The following is a 16,032-nucleotide window of genomic DNA, read 5'->3' on the forward strand; positions in this document are numbered from 1 at the left end:
TATGCGAGGCAGCAAGCGAGCCGGATGGCTCGCGCCCGCAGGGGCCAAACAAAAGACTCGAACCTCGAAATGACTTCGTCAGACAACACTGGGGCTACGCGTCGAACCCGTGAAACTCTCGATGCCAAGACAAGAACTTGGGATGCGGCTTGTAGGATTCGATTTCAGGAGCCTTGAGCTTCCCAGTCGGATTGATGATCGCCTCGACACCCTCGCGGTCATTGACCTTGCGGTGCACAATGATCTCAAGATCATCCTTGAAACCGATTAGCCCACGGTCGAACATCCAATGCGCGGTTCCTGAGAGAGCAAGGCCATTTCGCACGCTGTCAGGCCCGCCGTGTTCGACTGGCCGGATATGTGCAGCCTGCGCTTCTAGGCGGCCACCGCCATTGACCAGCTTCCAGCCTGTTACCGCGCAGCGGCCGTCATAGGCGTGCATCACAGCACGACGGAAGGCGCGGTCGCGGAAGGGCTTGGAAACGAGCGACTGGACGATGGGCCGCTCGATTTCGAACGGGCTCTGATGCTCGCGGACACGGTTGTCCTCGACTAATTCGTCATCGCTACGAGGCAGAAAGTCCTCATCCGGCAAGCCGTGCGAAATGATACGGGCGAAGTCTGAAGGGGAAAGTGGGCGTACAGCGGCTTGGGCGCGGCCGGATACTTTGCCTTCCTCATTGAGCACGCCACGCTCAACCTGCTCGCCATTCACGATGTGAGGCACGGTCGGCTCGAAAGGCAGATAGCTGCCCTGCTCGATGATTGCACGGTAGCGATCTGAGACTTCCGGATCAGGGATAATCCGCTCAACTTTCGCCACGGCGAAGAAGCCCTTGGAGTTCGGAATCTTGACCGGCTCGCGATAGACAATCCAGTCGCCGACCATTTGCTGAGCGCGGCTAAGATAACTCTTCGGAAACTGGTAGTGCGCCTCGGGAATGTCGTCGTAGATCGACCCATCCTTGTGCATGAAAACGCCGAAAGTCATTGCTCACAATCCAGAGAGTTGGTCGATCCAATTCTGGTAATAGATCCGGATCAATTCAAAATCATCTTGATGGCGTAAAACCCCATTGTGAGCGACTACATTTCGAAATGAACCAGCGTCTTCAAACCGGTGAAGAAAGTTTATGTCGCCAAGAAAGGGCAAAAATTGATCCGGATATTTTCGCATCAGCTTAATGAGGTCGGGCCAATCTAAGGCGTAAAGAGGTCCAAAATCCGATCTGGTCGGCGCCCACTTTTTTGACTCTTCATTTGCTATCCGCGAAGCGTGTTTTCGCTTCATCTCTGCGTTTGATGCCTTGTCCCACCAGTCAATCCCCAGATGCCTCTGCAGCACATTCTCGATCAGCCCCCGCATCGAATTTTCGAGCAAGAAAAGATGCGCGTAAACACGCACCATTCGTTCCAAATCCTTGTGCCTTTCCGGGGCGACGAAAGCTGGCAATTGAATAGAACCAGTGTCAAATATCTCTTCAGGAATTTGCGAATTGGCCGGAAAAATATCTTCGCAACTCTCTAAAAATTCCCTTGTTGGCGCATAACCATTTCGATCACGCCTAACGTTTCGCGATTTACGGAAATGCTCGCGCAACCTCTCTACTTTTGCCCTCGGTAGATGGACCGATTCAAAAGCTTTAGAAATTTCCGTCAGGCCAATGGGCTGGCGACCGGATTCCTCAAATAGACACCAGAGGATGAGCTCGGCTTGCGCATTCTTATTGGCGTTTCGGAACCGCTCAGTCTTTGCGAGAGCTTCGAGCATTCGTTATTTCTTGGCTGGTTTGGCAGCTGGCAGATCGTGCTTCACCATGTCGCTTGACTTGAAGTTCGGCGTCCATTTTTTGTCGACTACCTTGCCGAGCCCTTCTCCAGTCATGTTACCGAAGACCCCCGTCAAATTTGCAGGAGTCTTCGCATTCACGGCCTGGAAGGCAGTATGAATCTCGTTCCCGTCGAACTCATTCCTGCCCAACATCTCAGCAAGCTTATGCGCAAGTACGGCTACTTGATCGTTCTGTTTGCCCGGGGCCTTTTCAGCATAAAATTTTCGCAACTCGTCCCGCTGCTTCTCGGTCATGAGATTGTCGAGTACCTTCCAATTAGCATGTCCGCTGCCCTTCTTGCGTCGCGATCTCGCCTTAGGCTTTGACGCATTTACGTCTTCTTCTGCCTCCGAACCTGGCTCTGAAGCATCCTCGTCCTGCGAGCTGGGGGCTGTACGCCCGTTCATTGCAGCCCCGCTCCTTGTTGCGAAATTGCTGAGAACTCGCTCTGCGCTGGAGATTACGCTTTCGAAATCGGCTGCTTCACACTCGACCTCAATCGTACCCAGATTGATGTCGATCTTTAAACTGATTGCCGTCACTATCTGCACCTTCGTGATGTTCAATAGGCAGATAGATAGTAAGATTTGCGAAAATCAAGTTCGCTTGTTTTAATCTCCACTATGGCGCGGCCTTGCAGCGCTGAAATATTCAGATCTTGCATAATATTCACAATTCTCGTCGCTAAAGCCCTTTGGGTGCCACCATGTCACCCGAGGCTGCGACACCATCACGCGCCGTTCCGCGATTGCTGACGCAATCGCTCCATGCGTCACGTGACGTCGAACGGGTTCCGCTGCGCGGACCCGCCGGCCGATGCTCGCGATGCGCTGGCGCGCACCGGCTTCTAACGTGTCGCTTGCTTCGCAAGCTCCGGCGTTAGGCGCCTTCGCTCGCTACTCCTCCCCCATCCGCAGCGCGGCAATAAACGCCTCCTGCGGAATGCTCACGTTGCCATACTCGCGCATCCGGGCCTTGCCCTTCTTCTGCTTCTCCAACAGCTTTTTCTTGCGCGTGATGTCGCCGCCGTAGCATTTGGCGGTGACGTCCTTGCGGAGCGCAGCGATGGTTTCGCGGGCGATGATCTTGCCGCCGATCGCGGCCTGGATCGGGATCTTGAACAGGTGGCGCGGGATGAGGTCTTTCAGGCGCTCGCACATGCCGCGGCCGCGCTCTTCGGCGACGGAGCGGTGGACGATCAGTGACAGGGCGTCGACCGGCTCGTTGTTGACGAGGATATTCATCTTCACGAGGTCGCCTTCGCGCAGGCCGATCTGCTCGTAGTCGAAGCTCGCATAGCCGCGGCTGATGCTCTTCAGGCGGTCGTAGAAGTCGAACACCACCTCGTTCAGCGGCAGCTCGTAGGTCACCTGCGCGCGGCCGCCGACATAGGTCAGGTCGGTCTGGATGCCGCGGCGGTCCTGGCACAGCTTGAGGATGGCGCCAAGATATTCGTCGGGGGTGTAGATCACCGCCTTGATCCACGGCTCCTCGATCATGTCGATGCGGTTCACGTCCGGCCAGTCGGCGGGGTTGTGAATGTCGATGACCTTGGCGTCCTCGTTCTTCGTGTGGCCGAGGTGCACGCGGTACACCACGCTCGGCGCGGTGGTGATGAGGTCGAGGTCGTATTCGCGGCTGAGGCGTTCCTGGATGATCTCCAGGTGCAGGAGGCCGAGGAAGCCGCAGCGGAAGCCGAAGCCCAGCGCGGCGGAGCTTTCCATCTCGTAGGAGAAGCTCGCGTCGTTGAGGCGCAGCTTGCCGATGGATTCGCGCAGTTTCTCGAAATCGGCTGCGTCGACCGGGAAGAGGCCGCAGAAGACGACCGGCTGGACTTCCTTGTAGCCTTTGAGCGGTTCGGGCGCGCCGTTCTTGACCGTGGTGATGGTGTCGCCGACGCGGGCCTGTTCGACTTCCTTGATCTGCGCGGTGATGAAGCCGATCTCGCCCGGGCCGATTTCCGGCAGGTCGACGCGCTTGGGGGTGAAGCAGCCGACGCGGTCGATCAGGTGCTGGGTGCCCCCTTGCATGAACTTGACCTGGAGGCCCTTCTTGATGACGCCGTCGATCACGCGCACGAGGATGACGACGCCGAGGTAGGGGTCGTACCAGCTGTCGACGAGGCTGGCCTTGAGCGGTGCCTCGCGGTCGCCCTTGGGCGGCGGGATGCGCTTGACGAGCGCCTCGAGCGTTTCCTCGATGCCGATGCCGGACTTGGCGGAGGTGAGGACGGCGTCCGATGCGTCGAGGCCGATGATGTCCTCGATCTCTTCCTTCACGCGCTCCGGCTCGGCGGCGGGCAGGTCGATCTTGTTGATGACGGGGACGATTTCGTGGTCGTGCTCGATCGACTGGTAGACGTTGGCGAGGGTCTGCGCCTCGACGCCCTGCGCTGCGTCCACGACGAGGAGCGCGCCTTCGCATGCGGCGAGGGAGCGGGAGACCTCGTAGGCGAAGTCGACGTGGCCGGGCGTGTCCATGAGGTTGAGCTCGTAGGTCTCGCCATCCTTTGCGGTGTAGTTGAGGCGCACGGTCTGCGCCTTGATGGTGATGCCGCGCTCCTTCTCGATGTCCATGTTATCAAGGACTTGCTCGGACATCTCGCGCTCGGTCAGCCCGCCGCAATGCTGGATCAGGCGGTCGGCCAGGGTCGACTTGCCATGGTCGATATGGGCGATGATGGAGAAATTGCGGATCTTGGACAGTTCGGTCATGAAATCGGAATTCTTGGAAAAAGAGGGCAGCGCAAAAACGCCTCGCGCGCCCTTTAGCGCCCGCATCCACGCGTGTCAGCCTTTCGCGTGATCAAAGTACGGTTAGCGCCAGTCTGCACCCGTCACTCGGTCTGATGACCGCCTTCGCTGTTGCAAAGTTGCCACGCGACCCGACGGCTTGAAACAAATTGCCGGAAAGCCCGCTCGGTCACATTGAAAATTGTGCAGGTGCGAAGTAGCGTCCTCGTCGACATTATCAAGACAAGGGGAAAAACATGTCGCATCGCCTCCTCTCCACCCGGCTGAAGTCGTCCACCGCACTTGTATGCGCAGTTGGTCTTGTCGGGATGGCATCGCCCGCTCTGGCCCAGGACGCCGAGGAAACCACCGAGCAGGAGGCGAGCACGAGCGGCCAACCTGCGATCGTTGTTACCGGTTCGCGCATTGCACGCGACCCCAACATCGGTTCGCCCGCTCCGATCGTCAGCGTATCTTCCGAGCAGCTGACCCAGTCCGGTTCTTCGGATGTTGTCGAGACGCTTCGTGACGTCCCGGCACTTTCGACCTCGACGACCAGCGATGGTTCGATCGACGGCGTGTTCTCTTTCTCGGTCGGCCAGTCGACGCTGAACCTCCGCGGTCTCGGTGCCGGTCGTACGCTGGTACTGGTCAACGGTCGCCGCCACGTTTCGGGCGTTGCCGGCGCGCAGGTTGTCGATATCAACTCGATCCCCTCCGCTCTGATTGAATCGGTCGAGACCATCACCGGCGGTGCGTCGGCAGTCTATGGTGCCGATGCTGTCACCGGTGTGGTGAACTTCAACCTCCGCGACGATTTCGAAGGCATCGAAGCAAACGTCCAGGGCGGCGTCTCGCACAAGGGAGATGGCTACCGCTTCAACGGCGACCTTACCTGGGGAACCAACTTCTCCGACGGTCGCGGCAATGTGACTTTCACGGCCGAATATGCGCGTAACGAGGAAATTCTTTTCGGCGACCGCTCGTTCACCCGGAATAACGGTATCTATGACGACCAGGGCAACCCGGCCCTTCGCTTCCAGGCTGGCGACATCGACGGCAATACGCCGAACTTCGCGCAGTACTATTCGACCGCGAACGGCTTCTTCCCGACGGGCTTCGTCATTCCCGACGCAGCGAGCTTCATTGCGGACTACACCGCGACCTTCGGCACCGCGCCGACCCTCACAGCGGCCGAGCAGGCGCTGATCGATCGCGCGGCCAACGCACCCAGCCGTATCATCGCGGCCGACCCGCGCTTTTCGCTCTCGTCTGCTGGCGGTGTGATCGCACCGGGTGACTTCGGCCTGTTCGCCCTCCCCGGCGTGGACCTCGACAACAACGGCACCGATGACTGTTTCCAGTCCTCGGTCGGCTTCAACAGCCTGCTGTTCGGCAACGCCTTCGGCATCGCAGGCGGTTGCTACAACATCAACGCCGATGGCAGCGTGACGCCGTATCAGGACGGCCAGATCACCGGCCTGTTCAACCAGTTCGGCGGCGACGGCATCCAGAACAACTTCGACGAGAACTCGCTCATTCCCGAGACCGAGCGCTATTCGTTCAATCTCAACGCCAAATACGAGTTCTCCGAAGCGGCCGAGCTGTTTTTCGAGGGAAAGTACGTGTTCTCCAGCGCCGAATTCCAGGGCCAGCCGAACACGTTCTACGACCTTCTAACCGTGCCGTCGGACAACCCGTTCATCCCTGCATCGCTGCAGGCACTTGCCGACAGCACGCCGCTGCTGTTCGACGACCAGGGACGCAACGGTCTCTACATCACGCGTGACCCGGCGGACCTCGGTCCGAACCGCGATCGCAACGAATTCGAGACCTGGCGTTTCGTCGGCGGCATCCGCGGTGAGATGACCGACCACCTGCGCTACGAACTTTCGGCCAACTGGGGCAAGTTCGAGCAGACCACCTTCGATAACAACCGCGTCATCCTCGACCGTTTCTATGCGGCGATCGATGCGGTGACCGATCCGGCGACCGGCAACATCGTCTGTCGTTCGGACCTCGACCCGACGCCCCCGCCGACCACAATCTTCGGCATTCCTGCCGGCGATCCGGGCTATTTCACCTTCAACCCCGGCGACGGACAGTGTCGTCCGGCGAACATCTTCGGCGGTGTCGGCTCGATCAGTGCCGAGGCAATCGACTTCATCACCGCGACGGTCGTCAACCGCTTCGAGCTCGAGCAGTTCGTCATCAACGGCCTGCTGATCGGCGATAGCGGCGCGTGGTTCGAGCTGCCGGGCGGCCCGATCGACTATGTCGTCGGCATCGAGTTCCGCAAGGAGCTGAGCGACTCGAACTTCGATCCGCTGGTTCGCGGCGTCGTTCCTGTGACCACGCCGGACGCCAACGCGGGCGACCTGCTGCGCGACCTGCCGAATGCGCAGAACTCGCTGGTCTTCGACCCGGCATCGGTGATCGACAACGCTGGCGGCGACTTCGACGTGTTCGAGATTTTCGGCGAGATCCGTCTCCCGCTGCTCGAAGACAAGCCCTTCGCAAACCTGGTCGAATTGAACGCGGCAGCTCGTTATGCCGACTACTCGACGATCGGGGGCGCGTTTACCTGGAACGTCAACGGCCTCTATTCGCCGGTCGAGGATATCCTCTTCCGCGCGACCTACGCCGAGGCGGTCCGCGCTCCGAACATCAACGAGCTGTTCAACCCGCCGCAGGGCGCGTTCTTCCGCCCGGTCGATCCGTGCGATGCGACCGAACTTGGCAACGCGCCCGATCCGGGCCTGCGCCAGGCGAACTGTACCGCGTTCTTCAACGCGATTGGTTTCGATCCGACCTTCGGTGGCGGCAACTACACCTACATCGACCCGCTGACCGCACGCTTCTCCGGTAGTGTCAGCGGCAACCCGGATCTGTCGGAAGAAACCGCCACCACCTGGACGGTCGGTGCGCAGTTCACGCCGACCTTCATCCCGGGCTTCGCGCTAAGCGTCGATTACTACAACATCGAGATCGAGGACGCGATTTCGACGGTCAGCGCACAGGACATCGTGAACAACTGCGTCGACAGCGCGTCGATCGACAACCAGTTCTGTTCGCTGGTCGACCGCAACCCGAACAACGGTGGATTCACCTTCCTGCGTCAGGTTGCGCTCAACTTCGCCCGTCTCGAAACGGCTGGCGTCGAGGCAGCGGCGCAATACCGCTTCGACCTTGGCGAACACCGTTTCACCCTCGCGGCTAGCGGCACTTGGGTCGACAAGCTCGACCGCTTCTTCGACCCCTCCGACCTGACGAATGTCGATCCGGAGCTGGGCGAACTGCAGCGTCCGGAGTGGGCTGGTCGCGCGTCGATCACCTGGGACTGGAGCGACCTCAGCCTGACCTGGTCGACCAACTACCTCGACCAGATGGCGCTGCGTTCAGTGGAGATCGAAGACGTAGGCACGATCTGGGACGCGTCCAACGCGATCGCCGACGAAGTATGGATCCACGACGTGTCGTTCAGCTACGATGCGACCGAGGAATTCACCATCTACGGCGGCGTCAACAACGTCTTCAACCGCAAGCCGTTCGTCACCGAGCAGGCTTACCCGGTGAGCCCGCTGGGGACCTATTTCTTCCTCGGTGCCACCGCCAAGTTCTGATCTGCGGAACAGGTAAATAAAGAGGGGCGGCTCGAAAGAGCCGCCCCTTCTTTGTTGGGAGCAAGCTTTCGTTGCAGTCAGTTAGACTGCGAGACCTTCACTTCCATGAATTGCGGCTGGGTCTTCGGCTTCTCTCCATACTCGCCGCCAATCAGCGGATAGTCGCCCGGAGGAAGCGAGGCGAGCGGCATTCCGGCGGCCGCCAGGGCATATGGCGATACGCGGTGGCGCGTGCACAAGCCGTCGGTACCATCGCTTACAAGCGGCTGCTCGAACTCAAGTCCTTGCCGCGCATCCATCGTTCGGCGAACCTTGGCGACTGCCAGCTGCCCTTCGCCGAGATCGAGCACGAGCGCCGTTCCCTGAGGTACGTTCAGCAATCCTTCGATCATGGCCCCTGTGCGCGAGAGATTGCGGAGAACCGCCTCGTACCGGTGATCCTCGTGAATTACGCCGATCCGACGGAACAGGCGCTTGCGTTCGGCGCGGTGCTTGCTCGGTCCGACGATCTCGAATTCAAGCTGCCCGTTCTCGAAGCGCTCCAACAGTTCTTGCTGGCGGATCGCTTTCGAGAAAACGAAACCCTGGATTAGGTCGGCACCGCGCTCTGTCACAAGCTCGAGTTCATCGCGCGCTTCGACGCCTTCGGCGACAGTCGTCATTCCCAGCGCCCTGGCGAGGCCGACGATCGCGGAAATGATGGCCGCGTTGTTGTTATCGTCCTCGGTCGCGCCCCGGACAAAACTTTGGTCGATCTTGATTTTGTCGAACGGCGCCCGGGTCAGATAGCTGAGCGAGGAATACCCGGTTCCGAAGTCATCCAGCGCCAGGCTGACGCCGCGCTTCTTCAGGCGCTGGAACATGCGGTTCGTCGCATGCGGGTCAGCCACAAACACACTCTCTGTGATTTCGAGAGTGAGCCGGCTCGGCGCCAGGCCCGATTTGGCGAGCGCCTGCTCGACTACATCCGGAAACTTGTCGTTCGCAAACTGGACCGCGGAAACATTTACCGCGACAGAAATGTCACCAGGCCACTGCGCAGCATCCTTGCAGGCCTGTTCCAATGCAAATTTGCCGACATCGTTGATGATGGCCGATTCCTCGGCGATCGGAATAAATGTCGCTGGAGAAATCCGACCTTTTTCCGGATGGTTCCAACGCATCAGCGCTTCCAGCGAACGAACCTTGTTTGTCTCGGGATCGATCAGCGGTTGGTAGTGGAGTTCAAGCTGCTCGTGCGCAATAGCATCGCGCAGATCGTCGCTGATCTCCTTCCGCTCTCGTGCGCCTTCTTTCAGTTCACTGGAATAGAAGCGGAATTGACCACGCCCGCCGCCCTTGGCCGCATAAAGCGCAAGGTCGGCGCTGCTGACGAGTTCTTCCGCCTCGATGCCGTCGTAAGGTGCAATGGCGATCCCGACTGACGTCCCTATGATCGCGCGACTGCCGTTGATCGAGTAAGGCTGCGAGATCATCTGGATCAGGCGATGCGAGATGTCGCCCAGCTTTCCGCGATCGTCGATGTCGGGCAGGATGACCTGGAACTCGTCGCCACCCAAGCGACCGATTTCCCCGTCGTCTCCGATAATCTTCTCAAGCCGCGTCGCCACCTGTTTTAGCAGCTCATCGCCCGCTGGGTGACCTAGCGTATCGTTGACCTGCTTGAAGCGGTCGAGATCGAGCATCAGAAGCGCACAGCTCCGCTTCGCCGCCTTGTAAGCGGTGAGCGTGGCCGTGAGCCGCTTTTCCATCCGGTTGCGATTGGCAAGTCCGGTCAGTCCATCGAACTGCGCCAGACGCTTTGCATCGCGCTCGCGTTCGCGAACTGCAGTGATGTCCTTCGCCGCGCCGCGATAACCGATGAAATTGCCTTCCTCGTCATATTGCGGCTTGCCCGAAATCGACCACCAGAGTTCGCGATCGTCGGAGGAAAGCGAAACCCGTGCAGGAAGGTCTGCGAACGAGTTTCTGGCACTTAGGAGGAATGGCAACGGGCGCTCGGCCTTGTCCGGATCATCGTCCTTGTCGGGCACGAACAGCTCGGTGAGCGACAAGCCGATAACTTCGTCGAGCGGCCGCCCCACGAGCTTTGCCGCGCTTTCCGAAAGGTAGATGAGCCGGCCTTCGTCATTGGTCGCCCAGAACCAGCCAAGGTTCAAACCTTCGAAATTGTCCAGCAGGGCAACGCGGCGGTCGAGGTCGTCGGCAGAGATGGGGACGCGATGGTACGCAGCGGCGCGTTCACCACTGTTCCTCGATAGCTTTGACAAGAATCCGGCTTTCGCCATTCGTATTTCCCTCGACCCGTCCTCTTTGTCGAGCGACCCTTCATTTCCTAGGGTTACGGCAGTAACCGAATTGGGTTGACGGCCCGTTAAAGTTTACGCCGAAAGCCGTTGGTCCCGGTCGTTATCCTGGGACACCAGCTGGAAATCGGTCAGGTTCGTCGCCTTCGTATCGAGGCGTTCGGCGAATTCGACCCCCATGCGCTCGTCACGGCTCCAGATCGATGTCGCCCTGACAACTAAGCTCGCGCTGATTGCGATGTTGAACGTCGTGCCCGGAGGTACGTTGTAGAGGCCCTCGATCATCGCGCCGCCTGGCGACATGTTGCGGATTGTAGCATTGTAGAATTCGCCGCCGTGTTCGAGCACGACCTTGCGCAGCATCTTGCTACGGGCCTCGCGTGCGGATCGCGGACCTTTCGCCTCGATAGTCGGTCCCTGCTGTACAAGCAAGTTGGCCTGAGCGAGCGGGACCGGCTTGGAGTAGATGTAACCCTGGACATGACTGCAGCCCAGGTTCCGGACGAGATCGAGCTCGTCCAGCGTCTCGACGCCTTCCGCAGTGGTTTCCATGTCGAGTGAATCTGCAAGGTTCGTAATCGAGCTGATGATCGCTCCGTTGCGATTGCCCGGCTGCGTGGCACCGCGCACGAAGCTCTGGTCGATCTTGATCTTGTCGAACGGCGCCTTCTTCAGATAGCCGAGCGACGAATAGCCGGTGCCGAAGTCATCGAGAGCGAGGCGCACCCCGATGCGTTTCAAGGCGACGAACATGGCCTCGGTCCCGGCGTCGTCATTCAGGAAGACGCTTTCCGTAATCTCCAGCTCCAGTCGCGAAGGTTGGATGCCAGCGGCGGCAATCGCGTTGGTGATGACCGTCGGGAGCTGCGGGTTGGCGAACTGGAGCGCGGACACATTCACCGCACAACGAATATGCTCCGGCCAGCTTGCGAGATCGTTGCAGACGGTGCGGATCGCCCACTCCCCGATCGTGGAGATAAGGCCGGTGTCCTCCGCGATCGGAATGAACTTTGCCGGAGAGAGCCAGCCCTGCTGCGGGTGCTTCCATCGCAGTAGCGCTTCGAAACCGGCGATTTCGCTGCTGTCGGACGTAACGACCGGCTGATAGTGCAACTCCAGTCCGCCGTCTCCGATTGCATCCCGCAGATCTCGCTCGAGTTTGGAACGCTCTTCTACCGCAGAGTGCAGCTCGTTCGAATAGAAGTGGTAGCGCCCTCGCCCGCCGTCCTTCGCTGCATAGAGAGCAAGGTCGGCATTTCGGATGATCGATTCACTGGTCGTGCCGTCATAGGGCGCGATGGCGACACCGACCGAAGCCCCGATCATGACGCGCTGGCCGTCGATCGTGTAAGGCTGAGAGAGCGAATGGATGATCTCGTGCGCTATCTGCGCGAGCCTTTCCCGTTCCGTATGTCCGGGAATGATGACCTTGAATTCGTCCCCGCCGAGACGGCCGACGCGCCCGTCCTTGCCGACAACCCGCTCGAGGCGTTGAGACACGAACTTCAGCAGAGCATCGCCGGCCGGATGGCCGAGCGTATCGTTGACCTGCTTGAAGCGGTCAAGGTCGAGCAGGAAGACCGAGCATTCACGCCGCAGCTCGTTCGGGGCGTTGAGGATTTTCTCGAGCGTCTGCTGCATCTGCAAACGGTTGGCGAGGCCAGTCAGTGAATCGAACTGGGCGAGCCTCTTCACAGATTCCTGGTTGCGCTTCTTCTCGGTCAGGTCGCTACCTGAACCACGGAAGCCCAGGAAGTTGCCGAAATTGTCGTATGCGGGGCGGCCGCTAATCGACCACCAGCGCTGTTCACCCTGAACATTCGCCTTCACGCCAAGCTCGACGAAGGAGGATCGCGATGAAAGATGGAAGGCGAGCGTGCGCTCCCCTTCTTCCTCGTCCCTGCCAAGGTCGAATAGCTCGGTGAACGGGCATTGCAGAAGTTCTTCGGTACTCCGTCCAAGCGCCTTGGACACCGACTTGGAGATGTAGGTGAGTTGGCCGCGACGATCGGTCTCCCAAAACCAACCGTGCCCGGTTTCCTCGTAATCGCGAAGGATATCTTCAGCGCGATTGCGCACCCTCTCGCGCGCTTGGTCCTTGCGCCGCCTCTCGACCTGCAGGCGATGTTGGTATCGACCGATAAGGAGCGCAACAACAGCACCAAGTCCGAGCGCCCCGAGAGACGACAAGCTGCCCACCATGAATGCGACGGGCAGCCACCCTGCAACTGCGGCCGAAAATTGCTGCGGCACTCGCCCACTCAGCAGGCTGGCGCTGAAGGTCACGTTGCAGACCAGTCCGGCGCAGCCAAGGCTCCAAGCAATTTTGTCCGACAGGGCAAAGTCGGCGATGATTACGCCCACAGCGACGACCGGGACAAGCAGCGTGCCCCAGGCGATAACTCCGAACATCTTTGGAATGGGCTCACCGCTGCGCTCGAAGCGGGCCAGCTTCCCGCCGAAATACGCCGCCGTCGTGCCGATGAGGGTTGCGGCGACTGCTAGCAGCGAAGGCAGAGACAGGCTTGTCAACATTGCCAGGATTGAGGTGATCGCGACGGCGAGCGCCATCCAGCCCCAATCCATCGGCAGAATGTTCTGTCGAAGTACGACCTGCTGTCGACCGAGTGCGCGGTCATTCTTCGATGTCGCACGTCGTTCGGTTGATCGGCGGTCCGTGGCAACCTGATTTTCGATATTCGGCGAAGACACAGGACGCACACCATCGCGCGCACCTTTCGAGGTCGCGACCATACCGTCATGCGGGTCCCGTTTGGGTTCTTCTCCGCCCATGACACGCACGTGCCACAAGGCTTTTGAAAAACGGTTAACCCGCCGGTGACGGAATTCCCCGCTAAACAGGGATTTGCCGTATGCTTGCCATAGTGAATGGAGGTGTGCATGAACGATCCTTCGGCAGAGACGAAGTTCGAAGGATTGCCCATGACAGAAGGCCCGAAGCTCGAAGACGAAGCCGCCCAGTCGACAACCGCGCTCGGACCGATGATCGGTCTTGCTCGCGAAGATTTCGTCGGCGCGATCGCTCTACTGCTCCGCGAAACTGCATCCGACCCGCAGCGCACCATGAAGCATGCACAGGAAATGGGTCAGGACATGATCAAGATCATGACCGGCCAGTCGGACCTTTCGCCCGATCCCCGCGATAAGCGTTTCATGGATCCGGCCTGGCAGTACAACCCGTTCTTCCGCGCCGGCGCGCAGTATTACCTCGCAGTGCAGAAGGGCATGCGCAACTGGCTCGCCGACCTCGAACTCGACGAACTCGAGCGAGACCGCGCCAACTTCATCTCTAATATCATCATCGACAGCCTTGCCCCGACCAATACGCTGGTCGGCAACCCGACTGCGCAGAAGCGCCTGATCGACAGTGGCGGACTGAGCCTCGTGAAGGGTCTCAAGAATGCCTACGACGACATGGTCTACAACAAGGGCATGGTCAGCCAGGTCGACAAGAAACCGTTCGAACTGGGCAAGAACATCGCGACTTCCGAAGGTTCGGTCGTTTTGCGGACCGAGATGATGGAGCTTGTTCACTATGCACCGACGACGGACGAGGTGTACGAGATCCCGCAGCTGACCATCCCTCCGCAGATAAACAAGATGTATATCAACGACTTGTCTCCGGAAAAGTCGGTGGTGAAGTACCAGCTCGACAACGGCATCCAGACCTTCGTCATCTCGTGGCGCAACCCGTCCAAGGAACAGGGCGTGTGGGACATGGCGGACTACATCCGCTCCTGCCGCGAAGCGATGGAGGCGGTGTCCAAGATTACCGGTTCCAAGAAGATCAACGTCTCGGCAGGCTGCTCGGGCGGCCAGACGGCGGCGATGCTCGCGTCCAAGATGGCAGCCGATGGCGACGACCTGCTCAATGCGCTCACGCTGATGGTCTGCGTGCTGCATCCCAAGCAGAACGACATCGAGGCCGGTTCGCTGGTGACCGAGAACGGCATGAAGCTCGCCCGCCGCCGCGCTGCGAAAAAGGGCGTCATCAAGGGTGACGACCTTGCCCGCGGCTTTGCATGGCTGCGACCGAACGACCTGATCTGGAACTACGTCATCAACAACTACCTGCTGGGCGAAGACCCGCCGGCGTTCGATGTCCTGTTCTGGAATGCCGATGCGACCAACCTGTCGGCTTCGCTCATGGGCGACTTCCTGACCATTTTCGAAACCCTCGCCTTCACCAAGAAGGGCGAGGTCGAAATGGTCGATCACAAGGTCGACCTCTCGAAGGTGACGAGCGACCTGTTCATCCTCGGCGGGGTGACCGACCACATCACCCCGTGGAAGGCGACCTACCGTTCGACCCAGCTGTTCGGCTCCGACGACGTGACCTACGTGCTGAGCCACTCGGGCCACATGCAGGCGATCCTCAACCCGCCGGGCAACCCGAAGGCGCGCTATTACGTCCAGAAGAAGGACGGAGACCTTCCGGAGACCGCGGACGAATGGCTCAAGGGCACCGAGGAAGTAGCCGGCAGCTGGTGGCCTTACTGGATGGAATGGGTCCAGGCCCGTTCCGGCGACAAGAAGAAGGCTCCGAAATCGGTGGGTAACAAAGCGTACCCTGCATTGGATCCGGCTCCGGGTCTGTATGTTGTAGAGGAACGCTGAGCCTGCGGGCTCGCCAGAAGGAATTCCGATTGACCGACGCGATGACAACCGCCGACATCTCGATGGAGACCGTCGGCGGCAGAACGCTCCGGGTCGCCACTTGGCGGCTCAACGAACCGAGCGACCACCTGCCCGTCCTGTTCTTCAACGGGATCGGGGCCAATATCGAAGCGGTCGCTCCGCTGGCCGAGGCGCTCGACGACCGGCCCTTCATCATGTTCGACATGCCCGGCGTTGGTGAATCGCCGGAACCGACCATCCCCTACAACGCCTTCACCATGGCGTGGACGACGACCCAGCTGCTCGACAAGCTCAAGATCGACCGGGTCGACGTAATGGGCGTGAGCTGGGGCGGCGCGATGGCGCAACATTTCGCGATCCAGCATCCCAAGCGCACGCATCGCCTCGTGCTGATCGCGACCAGTGCAGGCATGCTGATGGTGCCGGGCAATCCGGCAGCCCTTTCGAAAATGGCCGACCCGCGCCGCTACGTCGATGCCGCCTTCATGGCGAAGCATTTCCAGACGCTTTACGGCGGCGCGCTCGGCAAGGGTTCGGGCAAGTCGGAGCATATCGGGCGGCTCAAGCCCCCCACCCCGCGCGGCTATTTCTACCAGCTTCTCGCCATGCTCGGCTGGACCAGCGCACCGGCGCTGCCGTTCATGCGCAAGCACACGCTCATCATGATGGGTGACGACGACCAGATCGTGCCGCTCGCGAACGGCAAGATCCTGCATTCGCTCATTCCGAACAGCGAGCTGGAAATCATGGAAGGCGGCGGGCACCTGTTCCTGCTAAGCCACCGAGAACAAAGCGTTTCCGCCATCCGGCGGTTCCTCGACACTACTGACGAAGAGGATCTGTCGGAAGCAGCCTGACGTGCGAACCAAGAGGGAGAGGT

The 16,032-nt window shown here is 59.9% G+C and carries 9 protein-coding genes; 3 read left to right on the forward strand and 6 right to left on the reverse strand.

Annotation, left to right across the window (positions count from 1 at the left end):
• Positions 1–94: 94 nt before the first annotated feature.
• From EO245_RS10135 to lepA, 4 genes are all read right to left on the reverse strand, one after another.
• On the reverse strand, positions 95–991 hold the full coding sequence (locus tag EO245_RS10135) for an HNH endonuclease (RefSeq protein WP_128892817.1): 897 nt from the start codon (positions 989–991) through the stop codon (positions 95–97).
• Positions 992–994: 3 nt separating this feature from the next.
• The gene (locus EO245_RS10140; RefSeq protein ID WP_128892818.1) at positions 995–1,771 is read right to left on the reverse strand and encodes a hypothetical protein; all 777 of its coding nucleotides are present in this window, start codon (positions 1,769–1,771) and stop codon (positions 995–997) included.
• A 3-nt stretch (positions 1,772–1,774) separates the two neighbouring features.
• On the reverse strand, positions 1,775–2,398 hold the full coding sequence (locus EO245_RS10145) for a hypothetical protein (protein ID WP_128892819.1): 624 nt from the start codon (positions 2,396–2,398) through the stop codon (positions 1,775–1,777).
• 330 nt (positions 2,399–2,728) lie between these two features.
• Positions 2,729–4,546, reverse strand: a complete 1,818-nt coding sequence (gene lepA, locus EO245_RS10150) for a translation elongation factor 4 (RefSeq protein WP_128892820.1) — start codon at positions 4,544–4,546, stop codon at positions 2,729–2,731.
• A gap of 347 nt (positions 4,547–4,893) precedes the next feature.
• Here lepA and EO245_RS10155 point away from each other — a divergent pair, with 347 nt between their 5' ends.
• Positions 4,894–8,187, forward strand: coding sequence for a TonB-dependent receptor domain-containing protein (locus tag EO245_RS10155; RefSeq protein WP_164931303.1), 3,294 nt, complete (start codon positions 4,894–4,896; stop codon positions 8,185–8,187).
• A gap of 77 nt (positions 8,188–8,264) precedes the next feature.
• Here EO245_RS10155 and EO245_RS10160 read toward each other — a convergent pair whose 3' ends face one another.
• The gene (locus EO245_RS10160; RefSeq protein WP_128892822.1) at positions 8,265–10,475 is read right to left on the reverse strand and encodes a bifunctional diguanylate cyclase/phosphodiesterase; all 2,211 of its coding nucleotides are present in this window, start codon (positions 10,473–10,475) and stop codon (positions 8,265–8,267) included.
• Positions 10,476–10,568: 93 nt separating this feature from the next.
• The gene (locus EO245_RS10165) at positions 10,569–13,286 is read right to left on the reverse strand and encodes an EAL domain-containing protein (RefSeq protein WP_234026874.1); all 2,718 of its coding nucleotides are present in this window, start codon (positions 13,284–13,286) and stop codon (positions 10,569–10,571) included.
• A gap of 150 nt (positions 13,287–13,436) precedes the next feature.
• Between EO245_RS10165 and EO245_RS10170 the strand changes: the two genes are divergently transcribed.
• Positions 13,437–15,131 (forward strand): alpha/beta hydrolase, encoded by a 1,695-nt coding sequence (locus EO245_RS10170; protein ID WP_128892823.1) that lies wholly within the window; start codon positions 13,437–13,439, stop codon positions 15,129–15,131.
• Positions 15,132–15,160: 29 nt separating this feature from the next.
• The gene (locus EO245_RS10175; RefSeq protein ID WP_234026875.1) at positions 15,161–16,009 is read left to right on the forward strand and encodes an alpha/beta fold hydrolase; all 849 of its coding nucleotides are present in this window, start codon (positions 15,161–15,163) and stop codon (positions 16,007–16,009) included.
• The last annotated feature ends 23 nt before the right edge of the window (positions 16,010–16,032 follow it).

It is taken from the genome of Erythrobacter sp. HKB08 (assembly GCF_004114695.1).
GTDB lineage: Bacteria > Pseudomonadota > Alphaproteobacteria > Sphingomonadales > Sphingomonadaceae > Parerythrobacter_A.

Excerpts from the sequence above, each read along its gene's own strand:
- EO245_RS10135 (WP_128892817.1), bottom strand. The coding sequence starts at position 991 with ATGACTTTCGGCGTTTTCATGCACAAGGATGGGTCGATCTACGACGAC.
- EO245_RS10140 (WP_128892818.1), bottom strand. The coding sequence starts at position 1,771 with ATGCTCGAAGCTCTCGCAAAGACTGAGCGGTTCCGAAACGCCAATAAG.
- lepA (WP_128892820.1), bottom strand. The coding sequence starts at position 4,546 with ATGACCGAACTGTCCAAGATCCGCAATTTCTCCATCATCGCCCATATC.
- EO245_RS10155 (WP_164931303.1), top strand. The coding sequence starts at position 4,894 with ATGGCATCGCCCGCTCTGGCCCAGGACGCCGAGGAAACCACCGAGCAG.
- EO245_RS10160 (WP_128892822.1), bottom strand. The coding sequence starts at position 10,475 with ATGGCGAAAGCCGGATTCTTGTCAAAGCTATCGAGGAACAGTGGTGAA.
- EO245_RS10165 (WP_234026874.1), bottom strand. The coding sequence starts at position 13,286 with ATGGGCGGAGAAGAACCCAAACGGGACCCGCATGACGGTATGGTCGCG.
- EO245_RS10170 (WP_128892823.1), top strand. The coding sequence starts at position 13,437 with ATGACAGAAGGCCCGAAGCTCGAAGACGAAGCCGCCCAGTCGACAACC.